The organism is Vogesella lacus (assembly GCF_979366295.1).
Genome location: NZ_CEETQT010000007.1, coordinates 54,806 through 75,467, shown reverse-complemented (window position 1 = coordinate 75,467; position 20,662 = coordinate 54,806). Strand labels below are relative to the sequence as shown.

Sequence of the window (20,662 nt, the reverse complement as noted above, 5' to 3'; positions counted from 1 at the left end):
GGCTAGCCTTGATGGCTAAACTCGAACTGATAGACATCGGTGCGCCCCGCTTCAAAACCGGCAATGCAGTACCAGAAATAGAACTGCCACAAACGGATGAAAGCCTCGTCAAAACCTTGCGCCCTCACCTGCGGCAACACCGCGTCAAAACTGGCCAGCCAGTGACGCAAGGTACGCGCATAGTCAGCGCCAAAGGCAAACGCATCACTGATCTGCAAGCGGGCCGCCTGGGCGTGGCGCGCCATCTCGGCCGGCGACGGCAACATGCCGCCGGGGAAGATGTATTGCTGGATGAAGTCGGTGCCACGGCGATAGTGCGCAAAATGCGCATCGGCCATGGTGATGACCTGTACCACCGCCTTGCCGCCTGCTTTCAGCCTTTGCTGCAGCGTGCGGAAGTAGCGCGGCCACCAGCGCTCGCCGACTGCCTCGAGCATCTCGATCGAGACGATATGGTCAAACTGGCCTGTCACATCGCGATAATCCTGCAAGCGCAGGTCGGCGTGCTCGGCCAGCCCCGCTGCGGCCAACCTTTGCCTTGCCCACGCCAGCTGCTCGTGCGACAGGGTCAGTCCGGTGACTTTGACCTGCCGGCTACGGATCGCATATTCGGCAAAGCCGCCCCAGCCACAGCCGATCTCCAGAATGTGCTGGCCCGGCTGCACATCCAGCCGCTGCAGGATTCTTTCGTATTTGGCATCCTGGGCCTCGCTCAGCGGCTGTGCTGCGTCGCTGAAAATGGCCGAGGAATAGGTCATGCTGTCATCGAGCCACAGCCGGTAAAAATCATTGCCCAAGTCGTAATGCGCCTGGATATTGCGCTTGCTGCCTTTGCGGGTGTTGGCGCGGAACAGATGGCGCAGCCAGTAGCCCAGCGTACCCAGCCAGTTGCCATGAATCGCCGCCGACAGGATCTGCTCGTTGGCAATCGCCAGTTGCAGCAGCGCCGGCCAGTCGGGCGAGGACAGCTGGCCATCACGCCAGGCTTCGGCCAGGCCAATGTCTCCGGACTGCATGATGCGGCTCAGCGCCCGCCAGTCGTGGATGTGCAAGCTTGCCGATATGCCGGCTTTTTGCCCGTTGAACACCTGACGCCCGGCCGGGGTATGCACCGTCAGCTCCCCTTCGACCAGACGATCCAGCACCCGCCACAGCGGCCGTGCCAGCCATGGCAACTCGCTTTGGGGCAATTGCCAGCTTTCGCTACGTGTATTCATTTGCTTCTCCCTGCCGAGCCGGCAGATTTGCCTGACCACTCTTGCCAAAAAACGGAATACGCTTGCGCCACAGCTGCCAGGCGTGCCAGTGAATCAACAGCCATACCAGCAGCACGCTGCGGCCGCATTGTCGCCAGACCGCACCGGCAGACAGCGCGGCAAGCGGCTGCCCCCTGCCCTGCAAGGCGGCGGCAAAGTCATAGTGCTGACCATCGGCGGCGTACTCGATACGCACGGCAAACTCGCCATCCGCCAGCTGAAACCGGAAACGGTACTGCCCCTGAACCTGATAAAACGGCGAGACATGCAGGACCTTGCCGGCCAGCAGCCAGTCCTTCGAGCCGATGGCGGCAAAATCGGGCTGATGCAACAGATAGTCATGGCGCTGGCCAAAGGTATTGCTGACCTCGGCCAATACCGCCCGCAAGGCCCCGCCCGCGTCCTGAACCAGATAAAAACTCACCGGATTGAACACCCGGCCGAAAACGGCAGGCAGGGTGTGCAGCGTCAACCGGAACCCCTCGCTAAAACCGGCACGCTGCAGGATGGCGGCCAACCATGGCTTGAGCGCCCGCCCGTCCGCCGGACCATGCCGCTTGCGCAGCCAGCTAATGCCCGGAGCCAGATCATGACGCGGGCTGTCATCGTCGAGATTGATCGCCACCCAGCCATGCGGATAGCTGAACTGGTGCACCTTGGGCTGCTGGCGGCCATGCCAGACATGGCCGTGAAAAACAGAGACTGTCATCGCGTGGCCAATACGAATTCCGGCAGCGGCCGGTGTTCGCCCAGTGGCAGGCTGCAATCCCACGGAATACTCGCCCCCAGTGCCTGCGCGACCTGCATGCCGGACAGCAAGCCGTCCTCGTGAAAGCCGTAGCGCGTCCAGGCACCGGCAAACCAGGTATTGCGCTCGCCCTGTAGTGCGGGTAGCGCCTTTTGTGCCGCGATAGCCGCGCTATCAAACACCGGATGCGCATAGTCAAAGCTGGCGAGAATATGCTCCGGCACGCGCTCGGGATTGAGAGTCACCATCAGCGGCGAGGAAAACGGCAGATCCTGCAGCCGATTCAACAGATAGGTCACCATCACCGGCCGCTCGCTTTCGCCGGCTTGTGCCATCTGGTAATTCCACGCCGCCCACGCCTGCTTGCGCGTCGGCAGGAAAGACTGATCGGTATGCAGATAGGCAAGATTCGGCTGATAGCGCACCTTGCCCAGTACCGCGGCTTCGCGCGGGCTCGGGTCTTGCAGCAAGGCCAGCGACTGGTCGCTGTGGCAGGCCAGAATCAGCTTGTCAAAGTGATGCTGGCCATGATCATCGTGAACGATGACACCATTGCCCGGCCGGCTGATCTGCCTGACCGGATTGGCCAAGCGTACATCGACAATCGCGCGCAACATCCGCTCGACATAAACCTTCGATCCGCCCTTGATGGTTTTCCACTGTGGCCGGTCAAAAATCTGCAGCAGGCCATGATTCATGCAGAAATCAAAAAATGTCTGCGCCGGAAAGGCGGCCATATCGCGTGTCGAGCCCGACCAGATCGCCGCCGCCATCGGCAGCAGATACCAGTTGCGCATCGCCTCGCCATAGCCGTGACGTGACAGGATCTGCCCCAGTGTTTCCTGGCTCGCGGCCGCTTCGCGCTGCAGCTGCGGCGCTTGCCGGTGCAGACGCAGAATATCGCCTAGCATTTGCCAGAACGTTGGCCGCAACAGATTGCGCTTCTGGGCAAACAGGCTGGCCAGATTGCTGCCCGCCCATTCCAGGTTTTCGCGCTGCAAGCTAACCGAGAAGGTCATTTCCGTCTGGTAGACCGGCACATCAAGCAAGGCCAGCAGGCGGGTGAGATTCGGATAGGTGTGGTCGTTGTGCACCAGAAAGCCGGTATCGACGCCGGCGCGGATGCCGTCCAGCGTGACGTCTACTGTATTGCTATGGCCACCGGCACGATGGCCCGCTTCAAACAGGCTGACGGCGTGTCCGCTACGCGCCAGCAGCCAGGCCGCCGACAGCCCGGCAATACCACTCCCTACCACTGCGATCTTCATGACAGCCACCTCTTTATTTCGTACATGATTTGTACAGTACAATATAGAAAAGTTCAACAAAAAAGCCTGCACAAGGCAGGCTGCTTTGTTCAGGCCACGTTCAAAGACCAGGCATCGGCATCAATCGAGCCGGTTTTGCCGCTCGCCACGCTGCCAGGCTTCGATATTGGCGGTCAGTTGTGCGGCCAACCTTTGCATCGCCTCACGGCTGGCCCAGCCGACATGCGGCGTCACAATCAGGTGCGGCAAGCGCGCCTTCAGCAGCGGATTGCCCTCGCGTGGCGGCTCCACCGACAGCACATCAAAGCCGGCACCGCCGATCTGGCCGTATTTGAGCGCGGCCACCAATGCGTCTTCATTGACGATGCCACCACGGGCGGTATTAATCAGGATCGCGCCCGGCTTCATCGCCTGCAATTCGGCGATATCGATCAGGTTGCGGGTTTGCTCATTCAGCGGGCAATGCAAGGACAGCACATCCGCCTGCGCAAGCATGGCATCAAAGGCGACATAGCCCTCACGCACATCGGCAGACCCTTTTCGCTCGCCGAAAATCACTTTCATGCCGAATGCCTCGGCACGTCTGGCCAGCGCGAGACCAATGCCGCCTCGACCAAAGATGCCCAGGGTCGCGCCCTGCAAATCACGAATAGGTGCGCCGAAATGGCAGAATTGCGGCGCGTTTTGCCAGACGCCAGCGGCCACATCACGCTGGTAAGCCGGCAGATTGCGCATCAGGGCCATCATCAACATGAAGGCATGCTCGGCAACGGTTTCATCACCGTAATTGCGGATATTGCAGACAGCAATGCCACGTTCGCGACAGGCAGCCAGATCGATATGGTTGTAGCCGGTTGCCGCCACGGCAATCAGCTTGAGAGCAGGCAGCGCCGCCAGTGTTTCGGCATCCAGCGGCACTTTGTTGGTGATGATGACGTTGGCCGCAGCACAGCGGGCAATGATGTCATCGCGGCTGCTGGCCGCATACTCGGTGTAATGGTGGGGAAAGGATGGAACGGAAACCGGGACAGGCAAGCTGTCCCGGTCGAGGAAAACGATTTCAATTGTCATGGATCAGTCTTCAGGTTTCATACTCTACCAGGGCGCGATAGGCGTGCCAGCTTGCCAGACCCAGCACCGGCATGATGATCAGCAGACCAACAAAATAGGTGGCAAAACCAATCGCAGTAAGAATAACGATCATAGCGGCCCAAGCCATCATCGTCACTATATTGGCAAACACCGCCCGCACGCTGGTGACCATCGCGGTAATGGTATCGACGTCCTTGTGCAGCAACATCGGAATAGCCACGACGCTGACCGCGAAAACAGCCAGTGCAAAGAAAAAGCCAAGCGCAAAATAGGCAATCGCGAAAGTCATGTGCTCGGAGCCAAGCATGCTCAACAGCAGCGTATCCAGACTCGGGATATTGCCATCATAAAACAGCGCAAAAATCAGCAATGACATGCGAAACCAGCCAAACACCAGCACCGTCAGCAAGGCGGCAAACAGGGTGAAACCCGGAATATTGACGCGCCAAGCCGTCATGCTGTGCAACAGACTGACTCGCCCGCCATTGAAGGCCTCGAGTTGCCGTGAAATATCGTACAGCCCGATGGCAAGGAACGGCCCCGCCAGCAAAAACAGGGTGGCAAAAGTAATGACGAACTGTGGTGCGTAGTCGTAATAGATGTTGAGCATATAGCCCATCAAGACAAAGACAGCGCCGTAAAACACGGTATCAGCCGGCGCACGGCGGAAGTCCCGCCATCCCAGCTGCAGCCACTTCAGCGGCTGATCAAGGCCCACTTGCCTGACTACCACATGCTCTTCGGAAGGAAGATGTGTAATGTCCATGGTCGTACCCCTCTTCTTTCACCCTGCACTAACGAGGATGAGTACTTCCGTTATAAGTCATTGACTGGCAAAGACAATGGCAACCTTTCGACGTATCCGGTGCCAGCTGTTAGAATAGCCGGTTCGATAATGCTGCAAACGAAGGACATCAAATGGCGGAACTGATCATCGAAGACCTGCAGATTGGTGAAGGCGCACTGGCCGAAGCCGGTGAAGAAATTACCGTGCACTACACTGGCTGGTTGACCGATGGCACCAAATTTGATTCCAGCAAGGACCGTTACCAGCCCTTCAGTTTTGTTCTGGGCCAGGGCTATGTGATCAAAGGCTGGGACCAAGGCGTTCAAGGCATGAAGGTTGGTGGCAAACGCAAGCTGACCATTCCTGCAGAACTGGGCTATGGTGCTCGTGGTGCTGGTGGCGTGATTCCACCGAATGCCACACTGGTATTCGAGGTTGAGCTGCTGCAAGTCGGCTAAACCCAATGAAAAAAGCCCGGATATCCGGGCTTTTTTGTTTTCTGCAGCTAGACACTCAGGCCTTGGCTGTCTGCTTTTTCTTGCGCCACCAGACGATACCGATACCAGCCCCCAGCAGTGCGATCACTATCAGGATACCTGCCTGCCCCTGATGTACGACATGCATCAGCCACTCTCGGTTACTGGCCCCAAAATGGCCCAGATACACCCATACCGGTACTGAGATCAGCGCGGCAAAACCATCCATGCACAGAAAACGCATATACGACACACGGCGCGTCATGCCTGCTGTCAGGAAGATCGGCGAGCGCAGGCCCGGCAAGAAGCGGGCAACAAACAGAACCCAGTTGCCGTAACGATCAAACTTGTCCTGCACGGCAGCAAAACGTTCCGGAGTCATGATGCGTGACACCAGCCGGAAACGCAGTACACGTTCGCCGTAAACACGACCAAGCGTAAACATGATGCCATCGCCGGCCAACACGCCGGCCATGCCCACGGCAAACATGGTATGAACATCGGTATAGCCCAGACCTGAAATGATCCCGCCAGCTACCAGCGTAATGTCTTCAGGTATCGGCACGCCAAACCCGCAAATCAGCAGTACCGTAAATACAGCGGCATATCCGTAGGTAGTGAAAAAATCGAGGAGAATCTGCAGGATGTCCATATAGACCTGACAAGGATTTCAAAAACGAACGTCTATGACTGAAGACATTTCTATGAGTTCAGCGCCGAGCGCATCTTAGCACAGGCCTTTGTTACACCAGGCTGGCCAGCATCAATTATTTCGAGCCAAAATAAAGGCCACCCCAAAGGATGGCCTTGCACGAAATCAAGCCTGCTCGATAGTGCCGGCAATATGCTGAGCCCACTGATCAGCCAGTGCCTGCTCGTCGGCTTCAACCATCACCCGCACGACCGGTTCAGTACCCGATGGACGCAATACCACGCGACCACGCCCTGCCAGGGCAGCTTCCGCCTCGGTAAGCGCATGAGCGCTGGCAGCCTTCCAGTCCTGACCATTCAGGCGGACATTGATCATGCGCTGCGGGAACGGTGCCCAGTCACTGCAGATCCGTGCCAGATCCTGCCCAAGCTCGCGCATTGCGGCCAACACCTGCAGGCAGGAAATGATGCCATCGCCAGTTGTGTGCTTGTCCAGACACAAAATATGGCCCGAAGCCTCGCCACCGACTTGCCAGCCCTTGCCGTGCAGCTGCTCCAGCACATAGCGATCACCGACCTTGGCACGCGCAAACTCGATACCGCGCGACTGCAAGGCCAGCTCCATCGCCAGATTGGTCATCACCGTACCGACAACCCCGCCAACAAGTTGGCCGCGCGCGGCTCTTGCCTTGGCAATCACGTAAATCAGGCGGTCGCCATCGTAGATGGTGCCATCACGATCCGTCATCATCAGACGATCGCCATCCCCATCAAGAGCGATACCAAAATCTGCGCCGTGCGCCCGTACCGCGGCAGCCATCGCTTCAGGATGTGTCGCACCAACACCATCATTGATATTGAAGCCATCCGGCTCGGCACCCAGCGTAATCACCTCGGCACCCAGCTCATGAAAGACCTTGGGGGCAATGTGGTAGGTCGCGCCATGCGCGCAATCGACCACCAGCTTCAAGCCTTTCAGGTCGAGCTCATTCGGGAAGCTGCTCTTGCAGAACTCGATATAACGTTCGGCGGCGCCATCAATACGGCGGGCACGCCCCAGCTCGCGGGACGGGCTGCATACCATCTCGGACTCCAGCATTGCCTCGATCTGCAATTCGAGCGCATCGTCCAGCTTTTTGCCACCCTCGGCAAAAAACTTGATGCCGTTATCGTCAAACGGATTGTGAGAGGCAGAAATCATGACACCGGCAGAAAGTCTCAGGGCACGGGTCAGATAAGCAATGCCCGGCGTAGGCAGCGGGCCGGTCAGCAGAACATTCACACCCGCTGCGGTAAAGCCGGCCTGCAAGGCAGCCTCCAACATATAACCGGAGATACGGGTATCTTTACCGATGATGACTGTCGGGTGTTTCTGGTGCTCGTGATCCACCAGCACCTTGCCTGCGGCATAGCCGAGGCGCAGGACGAAATCCGGGGTAATCGGGTATTCACCGGCCTTGCCACGAATACCATCTGTACCAAAATATTTGCGAGCCATTTTCTTTCTCGTTTTCAAGCAGGGCAAGGCGACATTCTAGCGAGAATCGCCTGCCAGAGTATCGGCAAAATCATGCGTGACTGATTCAGCGCAAGGCCTGCCAGAGCTGCAGCGCCTGCATGGTCGGTTTGACATCATGCACCCGAACCACAGCCGCCCCGCCCTGCACCGCCAGCAAGGCCGCTGCCACGCTGGCACCCAGACGCTGGGCAGGATCAGCCTCGCCAGTGACAGCCCCCAGCATGGACTTGCGCGACAAGCCTGCCAGCATCGGCACCCCAGCCTCGGCTTCCAGCCTTGGCAGCTGTTTCAGCAGCGCCAGATTGTGATCGAGGCTCTTGCCAAAACCGAACCCCGGATCTGCCAGCAAACGCTCTGGCACCACACCGGCAGCAAGACATGCGGCCACTCGTCGCTGCAGATAGCTGCCCACTTCGGCAACCACATCTTCGTACTCCGGCTTGAGCTGCATAGTGTCCGGGTTGCCTTGCTTGTGCATCAGGCAAATCGCCACCTTGGCCGCGGCCACCAGATCCAGCGCCCCCTCATCTTCAAGCGCGGACACATCATTGATCAGGTCAACCACGCCATTTGACAACGCTGCGTGCATGACCAGGGTTCTACGAGTATCCAGCGATAGCGGTACATTCAATGCGGCCAACCTTTCCAGCACCGGCATCACCCTTTGCAACTCTTCCTCAGGGCTGACAAACGGGGCATTCGGCCGGGTGGACTCGCCACCGATATCAAGAATATCCGCACCCTCTGCCAGCAGTTTTTCCGCATGTGCAAGTGCGGCATCTACCCGGTCGTAACGGCCACCATCCGAAAATGAATCCGGTGTGACGTTAACGATTCCCATGATCAAGGGCCTGTCCAGCTCAAGACGGAAACGGCCACATTGCAAACTCGCCATCGGCAAACCTCATGAAAAAAGGGTGTCAGCCTGGCTGACACCCTTGAATGTTTGAAACTGGATCAGACTTCTTGCGCAGGCTCAGTGCTGATGCTTGGCGCAGGCGGTGCCGGCGGCTTGTTCTCCGGACGGCTGAAACCGCTACCTGGTGTCGGAGGACGTGGCGGACGGTCTTCCATGATGTCGCGAATCTGTTCGCGGTCAATCGTCTCCCACTCCATCAGCGCGTTCGTCATGGTTTCGACTTTATCGCGATTTTCATCCAGCAATTTGACGGCCAAGGAATACTGCTCATCAAGAATGCGGCGGATCTCCACATCAACCTGCTGCATGGTCGCTTCGGACAGGTTTTTATGCGTCGTCACCGAACGACCGAGGAACACCTCGCCCTCGTTCTCGCCATAGACCATCGGGCCCATTTTGTCCGACATGCCGTAACGGGTAACCATATCACGGGCGATGCTGGTCGCACGCTCGAAGTCATTCGAGGCACCGGTCGAAATCTGGCCGGTAAACAAATCTTCAGCAACGCGGCCACCGAACAGCATGGTGATTTGCGCCAGCATCTGATCCTTGTACCAAGAGAAGCGATCCTGCTCCGGCAAAGACCAAGTCACACCCAGCGCACGGCCACGCGGGATAATAGTGACCTTGTGAACCGGGTCACAACCTGGCAACAGCTCGCCGATAATCGCATGACCGGACTCGTGATAGGCCGTCTTACGCTTTTCTTCCGGCTGGATGATCATGGACTTGCGCTCTGCACCCATGAAAATCTTGTCCTTGGCATCCTCGAAATCGAGCATATCCACCAGACGTTTGCTACGACGTGCAGCAAACAAGGCTGCCTCGTTTACCAGGTTGGCAAGATCTGCACCGGACATACCAGGCGTACCACGCGCCAGAATGCTGGCTTCAACGTCGGCCGCAATCGGTACCTTACGCATGTGCACGCCAAGAATCTGCTCGCGACCACGGATATCCGGCAGTGGCACCACTACCTGACGGTCGAAACGACCCGGACGCTGCAGTGCAGGATCCAGTACGTCCGGACGGTTGGTCGCAGCGATCACGATGACGGTCTGGTTGGTTTCAAAACCGTCCATCTCGACCAGCAACTGGTTCAATGTCTGCTCGCGCTCGTCATTGCCACCACCGAGGCCGGCGCCACGCTGGCGGCCAACCGCATCGATTTCGTCAATGAAGATAATGCACGGCGAGTTTTTCTTCGCCTGCTCGAACATGTCACGGACACGGGACGCGCCGACACCGACAAACATCTCGACAAAGTCGGAACCGGAGATGCTGAAGAACGGTACTTTTGCTTCGCCGGCAATCGCCTTGGCCAGCAGCGTCTTACCAGTACCCGGCGAGCCACACAGCAAGATGCCGCGTGGAATACGACCACCCAGACTCTGGTATTTGGATGGGTCGCGCAGGTAATCAACAATCTCCTTGACCTCTTCCTTGGCCTCGTCACAGCCGGCCACGTCAGCAAAAGTCACGGTATTGGTGTCCTGATCCAGCATGCGCGCCTTGCTCTTGCCGAAGGAGAACGCACCGCCCTTGCCGCCACCCTGCATCTGGCGCATGAAGAAGAACCAGACGCCGATCAGCAACAGCATCGGGAACCAGCTGATGAAGATATTCATCAGCATCGATGGCTCTTCTTCCGGCTTGGCGGAGAAGCGCACGTTGTGCTTGATCAGCACGTCAACCATCTTGGCATCAAATGGTGCATAAGTACTGAAGGACGAACCGTCAGCCAGTTTGCCGCGAACCCACTGGCCACGCAGCGGATTGCCCTCGATGGTCAGGGACTGAATCTTGCCAGACTCAACATCGCTCATGAATTGCGAATACTCGACCTGATTCTGGGTTTCCTGACGCTTGGTAAACTGGTTGAACACCGTCATCAGTACCAGACCGATGATGACCCAGATCGCAATGTTTTTACCGATATTATTCACAAGAGCGCGCTCCTATGTGCCCTGACTGGATGAATGGTTTTTCTATTGTAAACCCGGGTCGGTACGCTGTCAGCGACGACCTTTGCCCAACAGATAAATCTCGTTTGAACGATCACGCGAGGCCTTGGGTTTACGTGTAACGACCTCGGTGAACAAGTCACGCATGGCCTGCAAATAAGGCTGGAAATCGCTACCCTGGAACACTTTGACGAGAAAATGGCCGCCAGGTTTCAAATGATCGCGTGCAAATTCCAGCGCCAGCTCGTTAAGAAGATAACTTCTGGCCTGATCAATGCCGCTCATACCCGAGATATTGGGGGCCATATCCGAGATTACAAGGTCTAATTCACGGCCGCCCAGCATGGCCACAAACTCCTCGAGCACTTCCTGCTCGCGAAAATCGCCCTGGATGAAAGCCACATCCGGAATCGCCGCCATCGGCAGGATATCCAGCGCAAACACCTTGCCACTGTCACCCACGATGCGGGCCGCCACCTGCGACCAGCTACCCGGTGCCGAGCCCAGATCTGCCAGAATCGTGCCCGGCTTGATCAGCTTGTCTTTCTCATTGATTTCCAGCAATTTATAGGCCGCACGTGCGCGATAACCATCCTTCTGCGCCATGTGCACATAGTGGTCGTTCACATGCTCTCTCAGCCATGCGTTGCTACTCTTGCTTCTGGCCATCGTTTATTCCTGAAAAAAATGCTTCAGCGCTTTGGGGAACAGGCTAAAGTTTAGTAAAATCTTTTTTTAATCTGAAACTTGAAGCTACACATGAAAATCGAATTGTCCGCGGTAGAGCGCACTTATCTCAAAGGCCTGGCCCACTCGCTGAACCCGGTGGTGATGATCGGCAATAACGGCCTGACCGAGTCCGTGCTGCGCGAAATCGCCGTCAGCCTCGATGCCCACGAACTGATCAAGGTTCGGGTGCTGGGTGATGACCGCGTGGCACGCGTCGCCATCTACGACCAGATTGCTGAAGAACTCGGCGCCGGTCAGGTACAGCACATCGGCAAACTGCTGGTGCTGTATCGCCCGTCCGAAGCCAAGCGCATCGAACTGCCAAAGAGCAAGAAAGCACTGAAGGCACGTCCGTAAGCTTGCGGTCAACTTTGTGCAAAAAAGCGGTGGTTTCCCACCGCTTTTTTTCATTGGTCGTTACGGAACAGATAGACCAGTGCCATCAGGCTCTGCACCAGGTAGATCAGGCTCGATATCGCATGCCAGGTGGCAAAACCGCCGCCAAACAAGCCTTCTGCCGCCGAATTCATCTGCAGTTTCAGCTGCACGATGATGGGCGTCACACCGAAATGGTTGATCAGAATGCACAGCAGCATGCCCAGCAGCAGCCAGAAACCGCCCTGCCTCACGCCCTTGGCGCCCTGTCGCCAGACATAATCGACCAGCAGGAACACCCCGCAAACCAGACCTACCCAGGCCATGTGGCTGAACAGCTTGCCCGCCACCATGCCTGCCGTCACGCTATCAAGCGCAGAAAACAGGGTCGGGGCCACAATAATGCCCACCACCCACATGCCACCAAACCACAAGGTTCGTGCCAGCGCACGCAATCCGTCCATGATGACTCCTGTTCCGTTGCGGCCTACGTTTCAGATCAGATGTAAAGCACCTCGAGTACTTCGTACTCGCGCAGACCACCCGGGGCCTGGACTTCAGCCACATCACCTTCCACCTTGCCGATCAGGGCACGAGCGATAGGCGAATTGATCGACACCTTGTTTTCCTTGATGTCAGACTCGTCATCGCCCACGATCTGGTAGGTCTTTTCTTCTTCGGACTCCAGATCCATCAGTTTAACGGTGGTACCGAACACGATGCGGCCATCGGCATCCAGCTCGGACGGATCGATGATTTGCGCATTCGACAGCTTGCCTTCAAGTTCGGCGATACGGCCTTCGACAAAAGCCTGACGCTCTTTGGCGGCATCGTACTCGGCGTTTTCCGACAGATCGCCCTGGGCGCGCGCCTCGGCAATCGCTTCGATCACGGCAGGACGCTCGACACTCTTCAGGCGTTGCAGCTCGGTTTTCAATAATTCTGCGCCACGGACAGTCAGCGGGACTTTGATCATTTCTGATATCTCCAAGGGCTGATGCCCTGTAATAAAAGCGCAAGCCGCCGTACATGACGGCGGCTTGCAGAACATCGGGTTTGGGCAGGATTGTACCGGCAATTTGCCGCTACATCAAAGGTTGGCCGCAAGCGGCCAACCTTGCTGCTTAAGCCTTCAGTTCGGCGTGCAGTTGCTGCACGCTGTAGACATCAAAGTCATCAACATGGCTCAGACCTGCGCACACAGCCTTGGCACCAGCCAGGGTGGTGTACTGCGGAATACGCATCTGCAGTGCCGAGCGACGGATCGCATGGCTGTCCTGAATCGCCTTGCGCTTCTCGTCAACAGTGTTGACCAGCACGTCGATTTCGCCGTTCTTGATCATGTCGACAATGTGCGGACGACCTTCGTTCACCTTGTTGACTACCTGCACGATGATGCCAGCCTCGGCCAGCGCCTTGGCAGTACCACCGGTAGCGCAAACGCCGAAGCCCAGCTTCTGCAGCTCACGTGCCACCTCGATGCCACCCGCCTTGTCGGCGTCGCGCAGCGACAGGAAGACCTTGCCGGTACGCGGCAGACGATCACCGGCTGCCAGCTGGCCCTTCACATAAGCCTCGGCAAAGGTGCGGCCAACGCCCATCACTTCACCAGTCGACTTCATTTCCGGCCCAAGAATGGTATCCACGCCCGGGAACTTGATGAACGGGAATACCGCTTCTTTCACCGCGAAGTAAGGCGGTACGATTTCCTTGGTGAAGCCCTGCTCTTTCAGGCTGATGCCGGCCATTGCACGGGCAGCAATCATCGCCAGCGGCGCGGAAGTCACTTTGGAAACGAACGGCACGGTACGCGAAGCACGCGGGTTCACTTCCAGCACATAGATGGTTTCACCCTGGATCGCGAACTGCACGTTCATCAGGCCAACCACGTTCAGCGCACGCGCCATGGCTTCGGTCTGGCGACGGATTTCGTCCTGCACCGCCGGGAACAGGCTGTACGGTGGCAGCGAGCACGCCGAGTCACCGGAGTGAACGCCCGCCTGCTCGATGTGCTGCATGATGCCGCCGATCACCACATCGGTGCCGTCGGACAGGCAGTCCACGTCAACTTCGATGGCGTCGTTCAGGAAGCGATCCAGCAATACCGGGCTGTCGTTGGAGACCTTGACGGCCTCGCGCATATAGCGCTCGAGGTCAGCTGGCTCGTGCACGATTTCCATCGCACGGCCACCCAGTACATAGGATGGACGCACTACCAGCGGATAACCGATTTCCTCGGCCAGACGCATGGCATCAACCGGATTGCGCGCAGTGCGGTTAGGCGGCTGCTTCAAACCCAGATCGTTCAGCAGCTGCTGGAAGCGCTCGCGGTCTTCGGCAGCGTCGATCATATCAGGGGTGGTGCCGATGATAGGCACGCCGTTAGCTTCCAGCGCACGCGCCAGTTTCAGCGGCGTCTGGCCACCGTACTGCACGATCACGCCGAACGGCTTCTCGATGCGGCAGATTTCCAGCACATCTTCCAGCGTCAGCGGCTCGAAATACAGACGATCGGAAGTATCGTAGTCGGTCGATACGGTTTCCGGATTGCAGTTGACCATGATGGTCTCGAAACCGGATTCGCGCAGCGCCAGCGCGGCATGTACGCAGCAGTAGTCAAACTCGATACCCTGACCGATACGGTTAGGGCCACCACCCAATACCATCACCTTCTTGCGATCGGACGGATTGGATTCGCACTCGTCTTCGTAAGTCGAGTACATATAGGCGGTGTTGGTGGCGAATTCGGCGGCGCAGGTATCCACGCGCTTGTACACCGGATGCAGGTTCAGGCTCCAGCGATGGCTACGCACGCCAGCCTGATCGGTACCGATGATTTCACCCAGACGACGGTCGGAGAAGCCTTTGCGCTTCAGGCGACGCAGTTCGTCGTAGCTCAGGGTTTCGACCTTGCGGCCAACCAGGGCTTTTTCTTCGCCGACGATGTCTTCGATCTGGGCCAGGAACCACGGGTCGATCTTGCTGATGGCGAAAATGTCATCACGGCTCATGCCGATACGGAAGGCATCAGCCACGTACAGGATACGCTCGGGACCTGGTGCGCCCAGCTCGTGACGGATGGTCTCGGCATCGGTGGTAACCGGATTAAAACCGGACAGGCCGGTTTCCAGACCACGCAGAGCTTTCTGCATCGACTCCTGCAGGGTGCGGCCCATGGCCATTACTTCGCCAACCGACTTCATCTGGGTAGTCAGACGGTCGTCAGCCTGCGGGAACTTCTCGAAGGCGAAACGCGGGATCTTGGTCACGACGTAGTCGATGGACGGCTCGAACGAAGCCGGCGTCGCGCCACCGGTGATGTCATTCTTCAGTTCATCGAGGGTAAAGCCGACAGCCAGCTTGGCCGCAACCTTGGCGATCGGGAAGCCGGTAGCCTTGGAGGCCAGTGCCGAGGAACGCGATACACGCGGGTTCATCTCGATCACGATCATTTCGCCGGTGTCCGGATTGGTCGCGAACTGCACGTTGGAGCCGCCGGTATCCACACCGATTTCACGCAGTACCGCCAGACTGGCGTTACGCATGATCTGGTATTCCTTGTCGGTCAGCGTCTGCGCCGGAGCAACAGTAATGGAGTCGCCGGTGTGCACGCCCATCGGGTCGAAGTTTTCGATCGAGCAGATGATGATGCAGTTGTCGTTGCGGTCACGCACGACTTCCATCTCGTACTCTTTCCAGCCGAGCACGGATTGTTCGATCAGCAGTTCGTGGGTCGGCGAGGCTTCGAAACCGCGCTCGCAGATCGCCAGGAACTCTTCCTTGTTGTAGGCAATACCGCCACCGGAACCGCCCATGGTGAAGGACGGACGGATCAGGGTCGGGAAACCGACCTTGGTCTGCGCTTCCAGCGACTCTTCCATGGTGTGGCAGACGAAGGACAGCGGGCAGGACAGGCCAATCTTGGCCATGGCTTCCTTGAAGCGGCCACGGTCCTCCGCCTTGTCGATCGCATCTTCGGTCGCGCCGATCAGCTCGACCTTGTATTTTTCCAGCACGCCATTGCGTGCCAGATCCAGTGCACAGTTCAGTGCGGTCTGGCCACCCATGGTCGGCAGGATGGCATCCGGGCGCTCTTTGGCGATGATCTTCTCGACCACCTTCCAGGTAATCGGCTCGATGTAGGTGACATCAGCCATATCCGGGTCGGTCATGATGGTGGCCGGATTGGAGTTCACCAGAATGACTTTGTAGCCCTCTTCGCGCAGGGCCTTGCACGCCTGTGCGCCGGAATAGTCAAACTCGCAGGCCTGGCCAATTACGATTGGGCCAGCGCCGATAATGAGAATGCTCTTGATATCAGTACGTTTAGGCATGGTATTCGCTCAATTCAATTCAAAATTCGTCACAGACTGGCTGCGGCCAACTTGGCGCCAAAGCCGATGAACAGCGCGCCAACCCCGCCACCCAGCGAGGCGGCAAGGCGACGGCGGCGACGGAAGCTGGCAGCCAGCCGGTGTCCGGCCACGATGATGGTGGCCAGGTAAATCATGCTGCAGGCTTGCACGATGGCACCCAGCACGGCGAAAGTCAGTGCTGGGTAAGCGTAGGCCGGGTCGACAAACTGCACGAAGAAGGAAACAAAGAACAGGATGGCCTTGGGATTCATCAGGCTGATGATCAGCGCCTTGCTGAACGGCTCGCGGGCATCGACTTCCACGCGCGCGTCAGCGACCTCTTCGGTGTTTCGTGCATTACGCCAGCCACGCCAGGCACCGCGCAACATGTTGAACCCGACCCAGGCAAGATAAGCACCACCCAGGTATTTGACGATGGCAAACAGTGCCGGATTGGTCTGCAACAGACCGGCGGCACCGGTTGCGGCCAAGGTCATCAGGATCAGGTCGCCGCAAAACACGCCGGCAGCACCGGCGAAACCGGCCCGCACCCCGCGCTGGGCGGCCACGGACAACACATACATCGAGTTGGGGCCGGGCAGCAGGATGATGAACACCACGCCCAGAATGTAGGTAGTCAGGTCGGTTACGCCAAACATATCAGCTCCTGTCAGACGCGCTCTGCCATGGCCGCGATAAAGCGGTCAAACAGATAGGCCACATCTTCCGGACCCGGGCTCGCTTCAGGGTGACCCTGGAAGGAGAAGGCCGGACGGTCGGTCAGGGCAATGCCCTGTACGGTCTGGTCGAACAGCGAACGATGCGTCACGCGCACATTGGCTGGCAGGGTGTTTTCGTCCACCTGGAAGCCGTGGTTCTGGCTGGTGATCATCACGCGGCCGGAATCCAGATCCTGCACAGGGTGGTTGGCACCGTGGTGGCCGAACTTCATCTTGGAAGTCTTGGCACCGGAGGCAAGACCCAGCAGCTGATGACCCAGGCAAATACCGAAGACCGGCAGTTTGGTGTCCAGAATTTCGCGGATGGCGGTGATCGCGTAGTCACATGGCTCCGGATCTCCCGGGCCGTTGGACAGGAACACGCCGTGCGGATTCAGCGCCAGCACATCCTTGGCCGAAGTCTTGGCCGGAACGACGGTCAGCTTGCAGCCGCGCTCGGCCAGCATGCGCAGGATGTTGTGCTTCACGCCATAGTCGAAAGCCACCACATGGTAAGGAGTCTCGGTCTGGGCAACATAGCCCTTGCCGAGGCGCCACTCGCGGGTGTTCCACTCGTACGGCTGTTCGCAGGTCACGACCTGTGCCAGATCCTGGCCGGCCATGCTGCCAAAACCGCGTGCCAGCTCGATGGCACGCGCCTCGTCGATATCGCCCGCCATGATGCAACCGGCCTGCGCACCCTTCTCGCGCAACAGTCGGGTCAGCTTGCGGGTATCGATATCGGAAATTGCCACCACATTGTGCTTTTTCAGATAGTCAGACAGCGAATCTTCTGCACGGAAGTTGCTGTGCAACAGCGGCAGGTCGCGAATGATAAGCCCAGATGCAAAAACGGCGCGGGACTCGGTGTCTTCCGAGTTCGCGCCGACATTACCAATATGGGGATAAGTCAGGGTGACGATTTGACGGGTATACGATGGATCGGTAAGGATCTCCTGATAACCGGTCATGGCAGTATTGAATACTACCTCTCCGACGGTGTGGCCACTGGCTCCGATGGCTACGCCTTTAAAAAGCGTGCCGTCAGCCAAGGCAAGAATCGCGGGTACGGTTGTCACTGGCTGGCTCCTAAATTAATGATTTTTCAGTCGATGCATACAACAAACGGGACTATAGCGCACGCGCTTGTCCCGTTCGGTTAAACTTTTCTAGTTTACCAGATATGCCCGAAAACTCAATAGCCAGCACATAAACCTGCCTCACATACCAGCAGCATGCGCCAGTAGCACATCAAGCAAAACACGCCCTTCCGTCGGGGCGGCACGCAGTGACAAAGTGCGCGCATGAATCTGCTGACTGGCCAGACTGCCCTGCATGCCGGCCCAGTCAACAAAGCTCAGTTCACCCTTGACGCGCACGGCATGCTCGCCTTCGGCACTGATTTGCAAGGACGTCCCCAAAGGTGCCAGCTGCTGCTGCAACAGGCTCTGCAATTGCGCAGCCGGCATCGCCGCGACCTCACCCTGCGGCTCGAGCTCGGCTGCCTGCCGGGTCAGCGCCTGAACTTGCTGCAGTTCAACCTGCAGCTGCGGCAACTGGCGCAGAGTCTTGGCGCGATGGCTCGCCAGCGGCTGCCAGATCAGCAGGTAATACAAGGCCGCGCCCAATACCAGTGCCATTGCGGCCAACATGTATTGTTCGCGCCGGCTGCGCTGCTGCCAGTACTGGCTGGCTTGTGTCAGTAATCCCCTCATCACTTCCCCCTCAACAAGCGCCACTCGCGCTCGCCCTGTTCACTACTGCCGGCAATGATTTTTAGCCCACGACTGGCCAGCATTGGCTGCCACTCCCTGAGTTGCACCTCACTCAGCACTGCACTGCGAAATCTCAGCACGCCATCAGCGTAATCGAGGCTATCCAGTCGCAAAGCTGATGCACCCGGCAAGGCGGCCACCTCGGCGGCCATCAGCAAGACATCGCTATCCGGCGTCTGGCCGCGCGCCAGCTTCAAGCCATCCACCACCTGGCGCAGCGGTTGCACGGCATTGCCTGGCAGCGCCTGAGGCGCCCACGACTGAAGCTCGCTGCGGATCTGCTGCTGCAACTGCTGCTTTTGCCAGGCCAGCCAGCCGGAGAATCCGCCCATCAATACAGTCTGCAACAGCAGCAAACCAGCCAGCGACCAGCCCAAGAGCGGCAACCAGCCTCTGCCCTTTCCCCGACGCGGTGCCAGCGCGCCCTGGGCAAAATTGATCACCCCGCTACTTCGGGCCTTGCGCCAGTCAAAAGCCTCGGCCACTTCAATATCATCCGGCAGCACCACATCTTGCGGCCTTTCACCAGACAGCCGGAGTTGGCCGCCATCAGCCAGCAGACGCGGCAGCAACACACCGGCCATGGCCTGCGGCACAAAACCGCACTCGCCCTGCGCCCCGCGCCACAGCCAGCCGCTGCCAAGCTGGGCCAGGCTCAAACCTGTCGCCAGCTGCGGCAACAAACACTCTTCCGGCACAATCAGCGCCACCTCGCGGCCATATTGCTGCAGCCGGGCCAGCGCATGCCGCAGCGATGCCAGCTCGACCACCGCGATCTGCCGCCGGCCATCGGCCAGTAACGCGCCGATCTGGTAAAGGTTGGCCGCAGGGTCGTTTGCCAGCTGCTCTTCCAGCGCGAAGCCCAGTGCCTCGCCCTGCAGCTGCCGGCCCGGCGGCAGACTGGCGGCAACAAACAAGGTATGGCCGGCCGGCAACACCAGCTCCAGCCGGCTGGCAGCAGGCCACGCAGCCACCGCATCATGCCCTTGCGCCAGCAGGCTGCCCTGCTTGTCGAGCAAAGCCCAGTCCAGCGCTTCAAGCGCGTCCGGCCAGGCTGCTTGCCAGTAAATTCTCAGTACACTCATGGTTTTTCCTTGCCGGGCAACACGCCGGGCACAATGCCCTCCTGCCGCCACAGCTGACGCATGGCGGCGGCATCGCGCCGGTACAGTGCCCGCAGCTGCAGCTGGCTGCGCTCGTGGAGAATTCGACAATCAAACAGAAAATAATCACTGCGCACGCCGATTTCGACCAGCAAAGGCTGCAGGCCACCGGTCAGGCGCGCACCAAAATCGGCTGCATCCTTGAAATAGATACTGCGCCGCTGCAACAACAAAGCTTCGGCCTGGCTGGCAGGCAGGCCTGGCACCAAAGCCTGCAGCAGCTCGCGCGTGGCGGTATTCACATTCAGTGCACTGCGCTGCGGCAACACCACGATATGCGGCGACAAGGCCCGCATTACCGTTTCGTCATAACCGCGCAACCAGCGCAACTGCTCGGCGCGGCGCAAGTATTCATTGCTGGCCAGTTTGCGCGGTGGCTGCTGGGCCGCATACCAGCCGGCTTCGGCACCATGCGGCCGGGCTTCCTCATCCGCGTCCAGCCAGTCCAGCAATGGCTCGACCAGCTTTTCATCCTGCCCCAAGACACGTAGCAGCCCCTGATACAGCTTGACGGCCGCCTCGTCCGGCTTGCCATCGGGCTGCAGCAGATTGCGGATATTGAAGCGCCCCTGGGCATCGCTTAACTGGCCATCGACACGAAAATCGCCGCTGAATGATGTCGGCAAGGGCTGTGCCCAATCCTCGGCCAGATAGTCGCGCTCGCCACTGGCCAGCAGATCCGCGCGCAAGATTTCCGCCGCCCAGTCTTCCGCCGCACTCGATACCTGACGCATGCCGGCGCGCAGCTGGTCGTTATCCACCTGTCGCCACCACAGGCTCTGCTGCCACAACACGGTACTGGCTGCCGTTGCGGCCAAGGCCACCACCAGCAGCGCCATGATGATGGCCATCCCCCGTTGCTGCCG

Annotated in this window: 20 protein-coding genes; 2 read left to right on the top strand and 18 right to left on the bottom strand. The window is 58.6% G+C overall.

Annotated elements, in window-relative coordinates; all coding sequences use genetic code 11:
* Nucleotides 1-2: 2 nt before the first annotated feature.
* The 5 genes from ACZ9W6_RS10340 to ACZ9W6_RS10320 form a co-directional block, all read right to left on the bottom strand.
* The gene (locus ACZ9W6_RS10340) at nucleotides 3-1,217 is read right to left on the bottom strand and encodes a class I SAM-dependent methyltransferase (RefSeq protein ID WP_465191050.1); all 1,215 of its coding nucleotides are present in this window, start codon (nucleotides 1,215-1,217) and stop codon (nucleotides 3-5) included.
* Nucleotides 1,204-1,965 carry a DUF1365 domain-containing protein gene (locus ACZ9W6_RS10335; RefSeq protein ID WP_465191049.1) on the bottom strand — a complete coding sequence of 254 codons (762 nt, stop codon included), beginning with the start codon at nucleotides 1,963-1,965 and terminating at the stop codon, nucleotides 1,204-1,206. Before ACZ9W6_RS10335 ends, ACZ9W6_RS10340 begins: the two co-directional genes overlap by 14 nt.
* A complete protein-coding gene (locus ACZ9W6_RS10330; protein WP_465191048.1) occupies nucleotides 1,962-3,272 on the bottom strand; it encodes an NAD(P)/FAD-dependent oxidoreductase in 1,311 nt (436 codons plus the stop codon). The genes ACZ9W6_RS10335 and ACZ9W6_RS10330 overlap by 4 nt, the downstream gene beginning before the upstream one ends.
* A gap of 120 nt (nucleotides 3,273-3,392) precedes the next feature.
* Entirely contained in the window at nucleotides 3,393-4,343 is a 951-nt protein-coding gene (locus ACZ9W6_RS10325) for a D-2-hydroxyacid dehydrogenase (protein WP_465191047.1), read from the bottom strand.
* Nucleotides 4,344-4,353: 10 nt separating this feature from the next.
* Nucleotides 4,354-5,130, bottom strand: a complete 777-nt coding sequence (locus tag ACZ9W6_RS10320; protein WP_465191046.1) for a DUF2189 domain-containing protein — start codon at nucleotides 5,128-5,130, stop codon at nucleotides 4,354-4,356.
* Nucleotides 5,131-5,282: 152 nt separating this feature from the next.
* Here ACZ9W6_RS10320 and ACZ9W6_RS10315 point away from each other — a divergent pair, with 152 nt between their 5' ends.
* Nucleotides 5,283-5,609 (top strand): FKBP-type peptidyl-prolyl cis-trans isomerase, encoded by a 327-nt coding sequence (locus ACZ9W6_RS10315; protein WP_465191045.1) that lies wholly within the window; start codon nucleotides 5,283-5,285, stop codon nucleotides 5,607-5,609.
* A 55-nt stretch (nucleotides 5,610-5,664) separates the two neighbouring features.
* On the opposite strand, the gene ACZ9W6_RS10310 is transcribed toward ACZ9W6_RS10315, so the two are convergent.
* From ACZ9W6_RS10310 to ACZ9W6_RS10290, 5 genes are all read right to left on the bottom strand, one after another.
* Nucleotides 5,665-6,273: a DedA family protein gene (locus ACZ9W6_RS10310; protein WP_465191215.1), complete on the bottom strand. Its 609-nt coding sequence runs from the start codon at nucleotides 6,271-6,273 to the stop codon at nucleotides 5,665-5,667.
* A 171-nt stretch (nucleotides 6,274-6,444) separates the two neighbouring features.
* Nucleotides 6,445-7,776 (bottom strand): phosphoglucosamine mutase, encoded by a 1,332-nt coding sequence (gene glmM / locus ACZ9W6_RS10305; protein WP_465191044.1) that lies wholly within the window; start codon nucleotides 7,774-7,776, stop codon nucleotides 6,445-6,447.
* Between the two features lie 85 nt (nucleotides 7,777-7,861).
* Nucleotides 7,862-8,692: a dihydropteroate synthase gene (folP, locus tag ACZ9W6_RS10300; RefSeq protein WP_465191043.1), complete on the bottom strand. Its 831-nt coding sequence runs from the start codon at nucleotides 8,690-8,692 to the stop codon at nucleotides 7,862-7,864.
* A 62-nt stretch (nucleotides 8,693-8,754) separates the two neighbouring features.
* Complete coding sequence (ftsH, locus tag ACZ9W6_RS10295) at nucleotides 8,755-10,662, bottom strand: ATP-dependent zinc metalloprotease FtsH (protein WP_465191042.1); 1,908 nt, start codon at nucleotides 10,660-10,662, stop codon at nucleotides 8,755-8,757.
* 69 nt (nucleotides 10,663-10,731) lie between these two features.
* Complete coding sequence (locus tag ACZ9W6_RS10290) at nucleotides 10,732-11,349, bottom strand: RlmE family RNA methyltransferase (protein ID WP_465191041.1); 618 nt, start codon at nucleotides 11,347-11,349, stop codon at nucleotides 10,732-10,734.
* Nucleotides 11,350-11,439: 90 nt separating this feature from the next.
* On the opposite strand from ACZ9W6_RS10290, the gene yhbY reads away from it, so the two are divergent.
* A complete protein-coding gene (gene yhbY / locus ACZ9W6_RS10285; RefSeq protein WP_465191040.1) occupies nucleotides 11,440-11,766 on the top strand; it encodes a ribosome assembly RNA-binding protein YhbY in 327 nt (108 codons plus the stop codon).
* Nucleotides 11,767-11,816: 50 nt separating this feature from the next.
* Here yhbY and ACZ9W6_RS10280 read toward each other — a convergent pair whose 3' ends face one another.
* The 8 genes from ACZ9W6_RS10280 to gspK form a co-directional block, all read right to left on the bottom strand.
* A complete protein-coding gene (locus tag ACZ9W6_RS10280) occupies nucleotides 11,817-12,248 on the bottom strand; it encodes a DUF4149 domain-containing protein (protein ID WP_465191038.1) in 432 nt (143 codons plus the stop codon).
* A 35-nt stretch (nucleotides 12,249-12,283) separates the two neighbouring features.
* Nucleotides 12,284-12,760, bottom strand: a complete 477-nt coding sequence (gene greA, locus ACZ9W6_RS10275; protein ID WP_465191037.1) for a transcription elongation factor GreA — start codon at nucleotides 12,758-12,760, stop codon at nucleotides 12,284-12,286.
* Between the two features lie 148 nt (nucleotides 12,761-12,908).
* Nucleotides 12,909-16,118: a carbamoyl-phosphate synthase large subunit gene (gene carB / locus ACZ9W6_RS10270; RefSeq protein WP_465191036.1), complete on the bottom strand. Its 3,210-nt coding sequence runs from the start codon at nucleotides 16,116-16,118 to the stop codon at nucleotides 12,909-12,911.
* Between the two features lie 29 nt (nucleotides 16,119-16,147).
* A complete protein-coding gene (gene leuE, locus ACZ9W6_RS10265) occupies nucleotides 16,148-16,798 on the bottom strand; it encodes a leucine efflux protein LeuE (RefSeq protein ID WP_465191035.1) in 651 nt (216 codons plus the stop codon).
* An 11-nt stretch (nucleotides 16,799-16,809) separates the two neighbouring features.
* A complete protein-coding gene (gene carA, locus ACZ9W6_RS10260) occupies nucleotides 16,810-17,937 on the bottom strand; it encodes a glutamine-hydrolyzing carbamoyl-phosphate synthase small subunit (RefSeq protein ID WP_465191034.1) in 1,128 nt (375 codons plus the stop codon).
* Nucleotides 17,938-18,078: 141 nt separating this feature from the next.
* The gene (gspM, locus tag ACZ9W6_RS10255) at nucleotides 18,079-18,573 is read right to left on the bottom strand and encodes a type II secretion system protein GspM (RefSeq protein WP_465191033.1); all 495 of its coding nucleotides are present in this window, start codon (nucleotides 18,571-18,573) and stop codon (nucleotides 18,079-18,081) included.
* Nucleotides 18,573-19,718 carry a type II secretion system protein GspL gene (gene gspL, locus ACZ9W6_RS10250; protein WP_465191032.1) on the bottom strand — a complete coding sequence of 382 codons (1,146 nt, stop codon included), beginning with the start codon at nucleotides 19,716-19,718 and terminating at the stop codon, nucleotides 18,573-18,575. Before gspL ends, gspM begins: the two co-directional genes overlap by 1 nt.
* Nucleotides 19,715-20,647 (bottom strand): type II secretion system minor pseudopilin GspK, encoded by a 933-nt coding sequence (gene gspK, locus ACZ9W6_RS10245; RefSeq protein ID WP_465191030.1) that lies wholly within the window; start codon nucleotides 20,645-20,647, stop codon nucleotides 19,715-19,717. The genes gspL and gspK overlap by 4 nt, the downstream gene beginning before the upstream one ends.
* Nucleotides 20,648-20,662 lie beyond the last annotated feature (15 nt).